We start from the raw sequence: 12,526 nt of genomic DNA, 5'->3' as shown, positions 1-12,526 counted from the left end.
AAAAAAGACAAAACAACCATCTCCCCGCCATTACTGTTATTATCAAACCAGATTGTCTTTTTTCACCAGTTAACATCCAGTTCATGCGTCAATTCATCTCAGGACTGCTGTTGTTTTGCTTTCTATCGCAGGTGCGTGCGCAAGATATCAGCTGGCCAAAAGAAATACCTGTCAGCGGCGGAGGCAAAATCACCATTTATCAGCCCCAGCCCGAGAACCTGCAGGGCAATAATCTCTTTCTTCGTGCAGCCGTATCGGTGAGGGAAACTGCCAGCTCAGAACCAATTTTTGGAGTGGTGTGGGCCAACTGCCTGCTGAATACGGACAAGACCAGGCGCACGGCTACGCTGGAAACAGTCAGTGTTACACGCATAAAAATCCCGGACATCACGGATAACTCGCGACTGATGCAAATTTCCAGTCTGCTCGAAAAGGAAGTACCCAAATGGGACCTGACGATGTCGCTGGACGAGCTGCTGACCTCCATCCGGTCGGAGCAGCGTATCCGCGATAACAACATCAGCACGGAGCCACCGGAAGTGATTTACCGCACCAAACCCTCGCTGCTGGTGATCATGGACGGGGAGCCACGACTCCAGCTCGATAAAGACCTGAACATGCAGCGGGTAGTGAATACCCCAAACCTGATTGTGCAAAATCCAACCGACAAAAAATATTACCTCTATGGTGGCACGTTCTGGTACACCTCCAACAATGTAAAAAGCGGGTATGTGGTGAATCGCAATCTCCCTGCTACCATCCGGGCCATAGACGCGGACCTTAAAGCAAAAGGAAAAAATGATTCTCTCCCTAAATTTAATAACCCGCTGCCTCTTGATATTATTGTGCGTACCAGCCCAGCGGAACTGATACAAACGGATGGTGCGGCTTCCTACAAAAACCTGCAAGGCACCAGCCTGCTGTATGTAGATAACTCCCTGGAAGATATTTTCAAAGACATCAACACCCAATTAAACTACATCCTGCTGGCCGGCAGGTGGTATGCTTCCGCATCACTGCAAGGGCCATGGAAATATGTTCCCAGCGATGAGCTGCCGGCAGATTTCGCGAAAATTCCGGAAGGCTCCGAAAAAGATGGTGTGCTGGCCAACGTAGCGGGCACCTCCGCTGCGGAGGAAGCGATTGTGGATGCAGAGATACCGCAAACCGCCAAGGTAGACCGTTCCAGTGCCCAAACCAACGTTACCTACGATGGCACCCCGCAATTTCAACCCATCGAAGGGACTAATCTAACACTTGCGGAAAATAGTAACCTCACGGTGATGCAGTCGGGCAACCGCTTCTATGCGGTGGACAATGGCGTATGGTTTACCAGTAATTCCGCTACCGGCCCCTGGGAGCTGAGTACCGACCGCCCTGCTGATGTGGATCGGATTCCCGCTACCAGCGAGGCTTACAACACCAAGTATGTATACATTTATGAGGTAACTCCCCAGTATATCTATACCGGCTATACGCCGGGATACCTGAACTGCTTCATCTACGGGCCTACTGTAGTGTGGGGCACCGGCTGGCGGTACCGGCCATGGTGGGGGCCCATCTATTATCCACGACCACTCACCTGGGGCTTTGGCGTAAGCTATAATCCCTGGTATGGCTGGAGCCTGGGCTTTGGCTGGACGTTTAACTTCGGCTGGATGAATTTCAGGTATTGGAGTGGCGGCTATTATGGCGGATGGTTTGGCCCTCCACTTTACCGGCCTCCGTTCAGGCCTTGGGGTTACAACGGCGGGTATTATGGACGGCCGCACTGGAGCATCAACCGGCCTAACATCAATTACAACCGTCCTATTAATGCCGGTACAAGACCTGTGCGGGCAGGCAATACCTATCCTGGTAGGCCCGGCATCAGTAATAATTTATACCGCGACCGCGTGAATATTCAAACGGCGGATCGCCCGTCGCGCCTACCGGGTAATAATGGCCGCCCAGGCAGAGAGCCCGGTACCACAATGCCGGGTGGGAATAATCGCCTTCCGGGTGGTACCGTGCCGGGCAATACAGGCCGCCCGAACAGGGAACCCGGTAACGACAACCGCGTACCCGGTGGCACCCTACCGGGCAATACCGGCAGGCCCAGCAGAGAGCCCGGAAATACGACACCCGGATCTACCCTTCCCGGTAACACAACCCGTCCGGGCAGAGAGCCTGGGAACGTGCCCCCTGGCGGTGGTAATGACCGGGTGCCTGGTGCTACATCTCCCGGAAATAATACCCGCCCCGGCAGAGAGCCTGGCAACAGCACCTTCCCGGGTAATAACAACCGCATACCTACCCGGCCAGAGGCAAGGCCCAGCCGGGGACAGAATAATATTATGAGTGACGGGGACGGTAACATCTACCGGCGACAAAATAATGGCTGGCAGCAAAGACAGAACAATGGCTGGCGGGTAGCGCCACAGCAGCAGCAACAACAAATGCAGCGGATCCAGATGCAACGTGAGAGAGGTGGTATGCGGCAGCAGAATTTCAGTACGCCGCCAAGGCAGGCACCAAGGGCAGCTCCTTCCGGTGGTGGTGGCGGAAGACCGAGGAGAGGATAATTTTATTTTGTTCCATCTGGCGCCTTCGGCACCAGATGGAAGAGCGGGTTCGGGGCTGGCGCCCCGCGCCCGCTCTTTTATTTCAACATGGCAATGGCCTCCATAAACTGTTTAAAATAGGCATCACCAATAGGCACATGGTATTGCTGAATAAAAATGCGCTGCCTTTCGATGCTGTCGATTTTATTCAGCGCCACGATAAAAGACTTGTGTACCCGCATAAACTCCTTACCCAGCGCTTCTTCAAAGCTACGCAGGTTTTGCAGGGTCATAATTTTTTGGGTAGGCGTTTGTATGGCTACGTAATTGCGCAGCGCTTCGATGTAAAGAATATCGCTGATATCCAGTCGAATGATGCGCTTGTCTGTCCGTACAAACAAGTGCTTGCCCAGGTTGGCGGAAGGCTTTTCCGGCAAGGCCCGGCGGTTAATGGCCCGTTGCGTCGCTTTCACAAAACGTTCAAATGAAACAGGCTTCAGCAGGTAGTCCAGTGCTTCTTTCTCGAAACCTTCGATGGCGTAATCGTCGTAAGCCGAAACAATGATCACGGATGCATCCTGCTGCAGGAGTTGCATAAATTCCATGCCGCTGAGTTCCGGCATCTGGATGTCGAGAAATACCAGGTCCACCGGATTGGTTTTTACAAATGCCAGCGCCTCCAGCGGATTATTGAAGCTACGCAGCAATTCCAGCTCCGGCATTTTTTTGATGAATGCCAGCAGCACCTGTATGGCCAACGGCTCGTCGTCTACCACAATACATTTTAAAGCCATATTACCAGTATATTTTCAGGTGGCATTGATAAGTTGCTTCCGTGTCTGTTATTTGCAGGTCGTGCTTTTGCGGATAAATCAGCTGCAGGCGTTTCCTTACATTTTCCAGTCCTATGCCACCGGTTTTATCTTTATTAAAAATCGATTTTTTATTACTTACTACAAAGCTAAGCATTTGTTCATCCCCTGCCAGCACAATGGTTACAGGATGCGCAGGATGATTGGTGACACCGTGTTTAAAAGCGTTTTCTACAAACGGTACGAGCAGCATGGGTGCAATTTGCTTGTCAGGCAGGGTGCCGGCGAAATCCGCCTGTATACCTTCTTTGATACCTGTACGCAGTTGTTGGAGACTGATGAAATCCTGCAGATATTGAATTTCATCTCGGATAGGGCTTCGGAAATCAATATCATCCGGCTGATCGAGCATGTAACTTAGCAGGTGCACCAGCGTATTATTGGCCTGCACTACTTCCGGGGAGCCTGTTATAGCGAGAGAATAGATGCTGTTCAGGCTGTTGATCAGGAAATGAGAATTGAGCTGCATTTTAAGAAACCCGGATTCCGCCTTCACCTGTTGTTGTTGCAGGAGCGCTCTCCTTTTATCTTCGCGGAGCCAGTGCAGAAACAGGTGTACAGCAAATGCTGCTGCCAGCAGTACAAGGCTGGTCCATAACGCATTGGTGAAATAGGCTCCGAAAGTGGTGAATAGTTCAATACGGCGTTTGCTGCCCAGGTCGTACCTATAGCCCTGGTACAGCATTATTTTCGGAAATACGCCGGAGGCCAGTAGATATTTAAAGCTATTGAAAGCCGCTACCACAGGGAACACCCGTAGTAACAACAATTGCCAGTTGCGCGAGTGCAGAAAGGAAGGAACAATCCACCGGAAAAAAATATAGAACTGAAAAAAATTAACCAGCCCAAACAATCCGTCCCGAATGGCAAGACTGATCAGGCTTTCACGGGAATATACGCTGAGAGTAAAAAGGTTTATCCCCAGCACTATTGCCATAAACAGCAGGAGTAATATAAAAAATCCTGAGATATCTTTCCGGTTCACAATTTTATTTTATTCAATGGTTGTAAGCGCACCGGATACTTCATACATTCGCATTACCGGCATTTTATTTTCAACATTAACGGCGATCTGTAAGGCGCCATTACAGTTTTCGCGTTGGCGCAACAGTTTTTCTGCCTGTAAAAGTAATTGCATAGGCATCGCCGTTGCTCCATCCTCCTCCCCTGTTACCTGCAAAGTAATGGTTTGATCCGGATAAAGACAGGCACGGAGGGAGAGGTATTGTTGTAAAAAATATAATTCTTTTTTTAGCGTGGTGGCTCCCTGGGTGGTTTCTTTATCGTAAAGCAGGTAGCGGAGTAATTCGGAAATCAATAAAATTGCCTGTACCCCCTCTTCGCTGCGTCGCACCTGATCAGTGAGTAGCGGCGTGAGTGCTTTGAGATGCAGCAGCAATAACTGCGACCCGGCACTTAGCCTGGATGCGTTGGATTCCACCTGGGCCAGCTGATTTGCCAAAGGATCTTCGTTGCGATAATCCAGGAAAAGGCGATAGGCAAAAGCCAGAATTACCACTCCCATACTGGTTTTGAAGGCCACCCTGAAATATTCCCAGAAAGAGAATAAATATTCAGCAGGAGGCTTTCCACCATTTGCGGGTTTAATAGTAATCATGCGCTGGATGATCACATCATGGCCCCATAGCATGCCGATGGCATATTTGAGCAATGAAAAAACAACCGCCGCTCCCAGGGCAATTGTTATGGAGCGGGCGTACCTATGCTGCTTTACCGGTTGATTGATCAGCCAGAAAACCAATAGGTAAAACAAATTAAAGTTAATAAAGCCATACAGGTAATACCGGATGAACAACCACCGGGCAGCAAAGGCTCCTGTAAAAGCAGCAGGCAGTTGCCTGTAAGTATACAGCAACAGCAACGCCATAACGATGGCCAGATGTACGAGGTAGCGGTATGGTTCCTTGTGTGCCTTCATAATTAAGAACAATGAAATTACACCAATCTGACGGGAGTACGCAGTAAACCGGCCTTTCTTTTTTTCGTCCCCGTGAAAAACCTGATCGTACATTTTTGAGTCGTGTACGTCCTTTTTCCGGGAGCATATAATTTGCTGATACTTAACTTGGTAGCCTATTCCAGCTGGGTATCCTTTACAAAAATCAACCAACTATTGTATGAGAAAGCTAATCGTCTTATCCCTTTCTTTGCTTTTAGGGGGCAGCATGACCGCTGCGGCACAGCAAGTACTCAAGGGAACGGTAAAAGATTCCCTGACCAAACAGCCGGTCCCCGGCGCCACAGTAAAAGTAGTAGGTAGTAACAAAGGCGCCACCACCAATGCTGCCGGCGAATTTGAGCTGAACGTGCCCGCCAACGCACAGCTGCAGATTTCCAGTATGGGATTTGAGAATGTGATCGTGAAAGCGGCACTCATCTCCACCGGCCCGGTACTCCTGAAGATACAGGCTGTAGACTTAAGCAGCGCCGTGGTGGTGGGTTATGGTACCCAGAAACGGGCTACAGTTACTAACGCCATCTCCACTGTTAGCAGCAGTTCCCTCACTCCGGAAAAAAATATTGTAAGCGACGCGGCAAAAGCCCTGCAGGGCAGAGTGGCTGGTGTATACGTAGCCAGCACCGGCGGTACACCCGGCGCCACACCTAACATTCAGATCAGGGGCGCGCAGTCAGTAAGCGCGGCTGGTACCAATCCACTCATCGTTATAGATGGATTGATAGTGGAAGGCAATACCGTCAATCTCAACACCATCAACCCTCAGGACATTGAAAGCATGGAAGTGCTGAAAGATGCCGCATCAGCCGCTATTTACGGCGCCAGGGGCAGTGGCGGCGTTATCATCATCACCACCAAAAAAGGTAAAACCAACAGCAAACCTGCGTTTAGTCTGAATGCCTATACCGGCGTCAATAACGTGCCTACCTCCCGCAGAATGCTGAATACCGAAGAATATACTTCCGCCTTCAATGATGCACGCAACAACCGGCTGGCGGATATTGATAAACGTCTGAAAGATCCTACTACTCCTGCTAATGAGATCACGCAGCTAAACAATGAAATTAATAACCTGAAATCCCAGATAGCCGGCCTGAATATGGCCAATAGAAGTACCGACTGGATTGACAGGATTAAGAATAAAAATGCACCCATCAACAATATACAGGCCAGCATGTCCGGCGGCAGTGAAAAGAGCAGTTATTATATGTCGCTCGGCCGCTATGCGGAAGAGATGGTATGGGGCTCCGGCAACTATGAGCGTTATACGGCAAAGCTGGACATTACGCAAACCGTAAACAACTGGCTGAAACTCAACGGTGGCTTATCCATTAATCAGAGTGTGCTTAAAAACCTCTCCAATCCGATTGCCACTGCCTTCCAGGCCAGGCCTGATACACCGGATGAACCGGTTCGTAACGCGGATGGTTCATTGGGATATTATATAGGTATGCAGCAGCATCCGCTGGGAGTGATGCAAGACAATAAGAACAGGAATAAAGTATTTAGTTATATTGGGCGCCTGACGGCAGATATCAGCTTTACCAAAGATTTGCAGTTCCGTTCCTCCTTCAATGCCAGCAAATATAACTCACTCAGCAGGGATTTCTACTCTCCTCTCACTTATCTTGGTACCTCTTCCAAGGGCAGTACCAAAACTTCCGGGCAGGATAATTTCAATTTTACTTTTGATAACTACTTTACTTACACCAAAAGAGTCAATAAGCTGGGCATCAATGCAGTGGCTGGTTACACCTACTATAGCACGGAGTTGAATGCGATCGGTTATGACCTGAACGGCTATCCTGTGGTAGATGGTATCACGGGTGCTGGTGCAGGTTCTGCTTATGGCAGCGTTGGTGCTATTGCGAACTATAATATCTATAACAAAGAATTATCGGATGCATTTTTTGCCCGCACCGGGTTTGACTGGGAAGGCAAGTACCTGCTAAACGCTTCCCTCAGAAGAGATGGTTCCTCAAAACTGCTGGCTGATAACCGATATAGCTGGTTCCCTTCCATTTCAGGCGGATGGGATATCGCGAAAGAAAACTTCCTCTATGGCAATAAGCTGATCAGTCAACTGAAACTTCGTTCCAGCTATGGCATGAGTGGTAATATCCGTCCGCTGGGTTACTGGGATGCACAAAACCTGCTGCTGGCCACTTCTTATAATGGCTTGTCGGCCCTCCAGATCAACAGTATCATCGGAAACCCCAACATCAGGTGGGAGCGTACCCGGCAGGTAGACGCAGGTATTGACGCTACCATGTTCGGTAACAGGCTCACCATTGTGCTGGACTATTACAATAAAACTACCGACGGGCTAATGAGCTCCAACCAGGTATCCTGGGTATATGGCGCGGCCTCTACCCCGGATAACATCGGTAATATCCGCAACAAGGGCGTTGATCTTGAAATGGGTTTGAGCAGCAAGGCAGGAAGAAAATTCAGTTGGAAAGTATCCACCAACATGAACATCAACAAAAATGAGATCATCAGCCTGAAAGACTCCCTGACTAACTATGGCACCTTTGTATTCGGCGGTCCGCAATCTAAAGCAAAAGTAGGTCAGTCCGTAGGTTCGGTATTAGTATACGAATCCCAGGGGGTGGACCCGCAAACGGGTGATATGATTTACACCGACCGCAATAAAGATGGGCTGTGGAATACGAATGATATGATCACTGTGCCGATTGCAATGCCGAAGTTTACAGGTGGCACCACACTTACCTTCGGTTACAAAGGCTTTACACTCGACGCCTTATTTACTTATGTAGTGGGCAATAAGGTATATGATTACTATGAGCAGACATTGAGAAGCTATGACCGTGACTTTTATGGCGCAATGCCCAATATGTTTGACGTGGTAACCAAACGCTGGAGGAAACCAGGTGATGTTACAGATGTGCCACGCGCCATTACCGGCAAACATGGTGCAGGTCAAACGGCGGACTGGAACTACCGCCCATCTACTCAGTTCATCTACAATGCTTCGTATTTCCGCTTACGCAACGTCAACCTGAGTTATGCCGTGCCTGCAACCCTGATCAGCAAGGCGAAGATTAACAGTGCTAGAATATACGTCGCGGCACAGAACCTGTTTACCATCACCAAATACATTGGCTTTGATCCGGAAGCAGCTTCCAATTCAGGTGTGGTGAGCACCAACGTGCCTAATCCACAGTCGGCTGTTATTGGTATTGATGTTTCATTCTAAAAACTACTTCCATGAAATTGCTTATATATCCACTCCTACTTTCTTCCCTGTTGCTGGCAGCTTCGTGCAGCCAAAAGCTGGATGACCTGGTACCAGATACCAGGATCAGTTTCGACAATTTAAGCAGCAGCAACCTGCCGCTGGTGATCAATGGTGCGAAGCTGTCGTTTATGAACAACAATTCCCTGTATCTCTTTTATTCTTACCAGGATGTGATGTCCGACGATATTACCTCCCTCACTTTCCCTACCTGGGAAGGGAATAATGTATCTCCTTTGGATAACGGCCTCACCTATATTTTCAAGCAGCCATATGCCACCATTGCTACGGTGAACATGGTGATCCGTTATGAGCAGGAACATGCAGGAGACAGCACCATCCGCGGTGCTGCCGGCGAGGCCTATTTACTGCGTGCTTATGCTTACAACTGGTTGTCGGACCATTTTGGCGGTGTTCCGCTGGTGTACGGCAATGAAGATCCAAGACAACGTGCCACGCGCAATACCCTTGCAGAGGTACGCCAGCAAATGGAAAAAGATTACCAGAAAGCGATTACCCTGTTACCGGATTATACTAATGCCACCATTGGTTCCAAACAGGCCGCACAACTGCTGCTGGCAAGGTTGTATTTAAATACCGGCAGAAATGAAGAGGCATTGACGCTGGCAAATACGGTGATCAGCTCCGGAAAACTGTCGTTGACTTCCAATTTCGGAGATATTTTTAAATCCGGCGTAAACAGCCCGGAGGCGCTATATAAATTAAACGAAACGCCTGCACCTACCACTGACAAATATGGCCTACCCAACTGGCTGGGACCCGGTGCTGCTGCAGGTGCAAACATAGCGGGCAACGGTAACAACTGGATTGATTCAGCAATTGTCAAATCCTATGAGTCAACAGATATCCGCAGGCCATTTTTCACGAAAGTAAAAGGAGCCGGTATTACTGAACAGGTATATTTCCTCACTAAGTTCCCGCAGGAATCTGTTAACTCCTACCCTATCTGCCGCTACAGTGAGGCATTCCTGATTGCTGCAGAAGCTACGGCACGCAAAGGAACGGTAGATGTAACTGCGTATAACCAGCTCCGTAGTGCCCGTAAAGCCAGCATAAAAAATAACACGGATTTTGCCAATGCAGCTGCCTTCCTTGTTGATATCGAAGCGGAGCGCAGGAGAGAGTTTGTGGGTGAGCATCAGCGCTGGCAGGACATGGAGCGATTTGGAAAAAGGGAAGCCTGGATAAAATCCTATGGCGTACCGTCCAGCCACGCATTGCTGCCATTGCCTTCCCGCGAATTTTCCATCAACCCATATCTGGAACAAAATCCGGACTACAGTAAGTAACTTTTAAAACAACATACCACCAATGAAAAAAGTAGTATTAAAAATGTGGATGCCACTGGCGCTGATCGCCGTACCATCGGCCCTGCTGGCACAGCAGACGAAAGTGGTGAAATCCATAACCGTAAAGGGAACCGTAGAATTTATTGACCCGAAGCAGCCTGAGAACAAAGTTTGGTTAATGAAAGAGTCACTCTATGGTAAAGGCGAGGTGATTGACTCCGCTATTGTGGGTGCCGATAAAAGTTTCAAATTTCAGCTAAAGCAAGACCACCAGGGTGCCTATACGATTGATGCTATGCATTGGGATCGTGCTACCTTCTGGAGCGATGCGGATGTACAGGTAGCTATGCGTGGCTATGATACTGCCAGATATAAAGTTAAAGTGCCACATTACAACTTTGTGGAAGGCTCTTCCGACAATAACTTCATTAATCAATATATCCTCAATAGTGAAAACAACTACCGCAGGAGTATTGATGACTATAACATGGAGTACTACGCGAAAAAATCTACCGATACGAACTTTATATCTTACCTGAATAACAGAAAAGTATATAGTCCGATTGGTCAGGATTATGCACAACGCCAGGAACTGCTGATGCGCGTATACAAAGGCCGTCCCGTTACGATATACGCCATCCGCGGTATGGCTGGTACCGAAGCAGGTGAAAAGTATGATAAAGCCATGAAACTACTGGATGATCTGGTAGCGAAATACCCATGGCTCACAGAAGCGAAGGCGCTGAAAGAAAACATCATCTACAATACTAATCAGGCAAAGAAGCTGAAGAATGGTCAGCCTATGCCTTCCATCAACTATCCGACACCGGATGGCAAACTGGCTGGTCTGGATCAGTACAAGGGTAAATACCTGCTGGTTGATTTCTGGGCCAGCTGGTGCGGTCCTTGCCGTCAGGCCATACCGAAAGTGAAAGAACTCTACACTTCCTACAAAGATCGTGGTTTTGAGGTCGCCAGCATCTCCATAGATACAAATGACAAAGCATGGCGTAAAGCGATGGAGGAAGAAAACATGCCATGGCTGCAACTCCTGAGCGATAACAAAGATACCACCATGAAAGTATTCCAGTTCTCCGGCATTCCAACTATGTACCTGGTAGATCCGAATGGCAACATTGTAGAACGTTTCACCGGCTTTACGGAAGATGCACAGGCAGTAGTAAAAAATATCCTGGAGAAAGGTGCTAAGCCTGCAGCAAAAAAGGCCGCCAGTATTCCAATGACTAGCTTTTAATCAAACACCAACCATGAAAAAAACAACCTTAACCCTGGCCAGCAGTTTACTGCTGGCCACTTTTGCCAACGCGCAGGAGAAATCGTATAATATCAATGCCGATATTAAAGGAATCGAAGGCTATAAACTAAATGCCACTATGGTAACCGGTATAAAAAAGGGTGTTGATACACCTGTAATTGTACAGGGAGACCACATGGAATTTAAGGGCAGCTATCACGGAGAAACACTGGTGATGATGACCAGCAATCACCCTTCTTCAAAGTTCGAGGTGGTAAAAGGTGGCATGTTTGTTCCGGGGCCAGCGCTGGACTTTTTTGTTACAGACAAGCCTGTTACCATTACCGGTAATGCAGCTGAACTCTACAAAGCGAAAGTAACAGGTGGCAAAATCAATGAAGAGTTTAACGCCTACAAGGAAAAAGCCTTGCCGCTGATAGAAAAGAACTGGGAGATAAGGAAAACTTCCATGAAGCTGAAATGGAAAACCGACAGTGTACAGATCAAGGCATACGGGGAAGAAACGAAAGCCAACAACAAGGTTATAGAAGAATATCAGCGTGATTTCATTGCCAGACATCCGAAGTCTTACGCAAGCGTGGTATTGCTTTCCCGCCTGTTTGAGAGCATGCCGATTAATGAATATGAAGCGGCTTATAATAAATTGTCGCCCTCACTGAAGGCCAGCGAAATGGGTAAATATCTTGCTGAACGAATCAAAGGCGTAAAAACAACCGCTGTAGGTTCTAAAGCACCGGGCTTTACTAAACCTGACTTAAACGGAAACCTGCTTTCGCTGAGTTCATTACAGGGGAAATATGTACTGGTAGATTTCTGGGGTAGCTGGTGCGGCCCATGCAGAGCCGGTAACCCACATCTGAAAGAGCTGTATGCTAAATACCATGCAAAAGGCTTTGAAATCCTGGGTGTAGCTAACGAAAAAGCAGATGAGCTGCCTGCCGCTGAAGCAGCATGGAAAAAGGCTGTAAAAGATGATGGACTGCCATGGTTACACGTACTCAACAACTACGACAAAGTGAAAGCCGACCTGGTAGCATCTTACGCGGTAACCGGATTCCCTACAAAATTACTGCTGGATAAAACCGGTAGAATTATTTATAAAGAAGTAGGTACCGGTGGTGAAGGACTGGACCAGGAACTGAAAAAGATATTCGGAGAGTAAATTTCTGATGTTGGTTTTTTATTTAGTGCAAAAGAGGGCGTCTCAAAAATACCTGAGACGCCCTCTTTCCTTTTTAAGTATATATCTCACATTATGAGAGTTTTTCTCTCATTTTGATTTATTGGA

General features: G+C 48.2%; 8 protein-coding genes. 5 read left to right on the top strand and 3 right to left on the bottom strand.

Annotated features, from left to right (window positions below; all coding sequences use genetic code 11):
• The first annotated feature begins 83 nt into the window (after positions 1-83).
• On the top strand, positions 84-2,564 hold the full coding sequence (locus tag BUB18_RS07645; RefSeq protein WP_073079617.1) for a hypothetical protein: 2,481 nt from the start codon (positions 84-86) through the stop codon (positions 2,562-2,564).
• A 77-nt stretch (positions 2,565-2,641) separates the two neighbouring features.
• On the opposite strand, the gene BUB18_RS07640 is transcribed toward BUB18_RS07645, so the two are convergent.
• The 3 genes from BUB18_RS07640 to BUB18_RS07630 are packed head-to-tail and all read right to left on the bottom strand — an operon-like array spanning position 2,642 to position 5,354.
• Positions 2,642-3,337, bottom strand: a complete 696-nt coding sequence (locus tag BUB18_RS07640) for a LytR/AlgR family response regulator transcription factor (RefSeq protein WP_073079615.1) — start codon at positions 3,335-3,337, stop codon at positions 2,642-2,644.
• 1 nt (position 3,338) lies between these two features.
• Positions 3,339-4,400, bottom strand: coding sequence for a sensor histidine kinase (locus BUB18_RS07635; protein WP_073079614.1), 1,062 nt, complete (start codon positions 4,398-4,400; stop codon positions 3,339-3,341).
• 9 nt (positions 4,401-4,409) lie between these two features.
• Positions 4,410-5,354: a histidine kinase gene (locus BUB18_RS07630; protein WP_143159868.1), complete on the bottom strand. Its 945-nt coding sequence runs from the start codon at positions 5,352-5,354 to the stop codon at positions 4,410-4,412.
• 199 nt (positions 5,355-5,553) lie between these two features.
• Between BUB18_RS07630 and BUB18_RS07625 the strand changes: the two genes are divergently transcribed.
• Genes BUB18_RS07625 through BUB18_RS07610 form a run of 4 tightly spaced genes read left to right on the top strand, consistent with a single transcriptional unit; the run spans position 5,554 to position 12,400 of the window.
• Entirely contained in the window at positions 5,554-8,613 is a 3,060-nt protein-coding gene (locus BUB18_RS07625; protein ID WP_083549549.1) for a SusC/RagA family TonB-linked outer membrane protein, read from the top strand.
• An 11-nt stretch (positions 8,614-8,624) separates the two neighbouring features.
• Positions 8,625-9,962, top strand: a complete 1,338-nt coding sequence (locus BUB18_RS07620; protein WP_073079609.1) for a RagB/SusD family nutrient uptake outer membrane protein — start codon at positions 8,625-8,627, stop codon at positions 9,960-9,962.
• A gap of 22 nt (positions 9,963-9,984) precedes the next feature.
• Complete coding sequence (locus tag BUB18_RS07615; protein WP_073079607.1) at positions 9,985-11,217, top strand: TlpA family protein disulfide reductase; 1,233 nt, start codon at positions 9,985-9,987, stop codon at positions 11,215-11,217.
• Positions 11,218-11,230: 13 nt separating this feature from the next.
• Positions 11,231-12,400, top strand: coding sequence for a TlpA disulfide reductase family protein (locus BUB18_RS07610; RefSeq protein WP_073079606.1), 1,170 nt, complete (start codon positions 11,231-11,233; stop codon positions 12,398-12,400).
• Positions 12,401-12,526: the final 126 nt, after the last annotated feature.

This window comes from Chitinophaga jiangningensis, assembly GCF_900142605.1.
Lineage (GTDB): Bacteria > Bacteroidota > Bacteroidia > Chitinophagales > Chitinophagaceae > Chitinophaga > Chitinophaga jiangningensis.
Note: the sequence above shows the minus strand (reverse complement) of the source record. Positions and strands in the feature narration are given on the sequence as shown.